The sequence below is a fragment of the Streptomyces durhamensis genome (assembly GCF_000725475.1).
Lineage (GTDB): Bacteria > Actinomycetota > Actinomycetes > Streptomycetales > Streptomycetaceae > Streptomyces > Streptomyces filipinensis.
Genome location: NZ_JNXR01000185.1, coordinates 1 through 298, shown reverse-complemented (window position 1 = coordinate 298; position 298 = coordinate 1). Strand labels below are relative to the sequence as shown.

The window sequence follows — 298 nt, the reverse complement described above, 5'->3', positions numbered from 1 at the left end:
GGGAGCCCCGATTTCCTCGGCCAGGCAGCGGTCGATGTGCAGCGACAGCTGCTCATGGTCGACCTGCTTCCACTTGCCGGGGCCGGCAGCGAGGGCCAGATATGCCTTGACGCTTTCGGGAAGGACGTAGTGCTTGGTCTGAGCCCCCTTCTCGGCGCCGTAGATCCAGTCGTTGGGCGTGCAGTGCGGCTTGGCCTCCGCGGCCTCGAAGCCGCTGGAGTCACGCATCAGCTCGACCTTCAGCTTCGTGTGTCCTGCGGGCAGGGTCGGCGGCGTGCCGCAGTCCCCGCCCTTTCCG

1 protein-coding gene is annotated in these 298 nt (G+C 67.4%); it reads right to left on the bottom strand.

What is annotated here, in order from left to right; all coding sequences use genetic code 11:
• A partial coding sequence (locus IO33_RS45440; RefSeq protein ID WP_157858099.1) for a hypothetical protein occupies positions 1 to 228 on the bottom strand: 228 nt, incomplete at its 3' end.
• Positions 229 to 298: the final 70 nt, after the last annotated feature.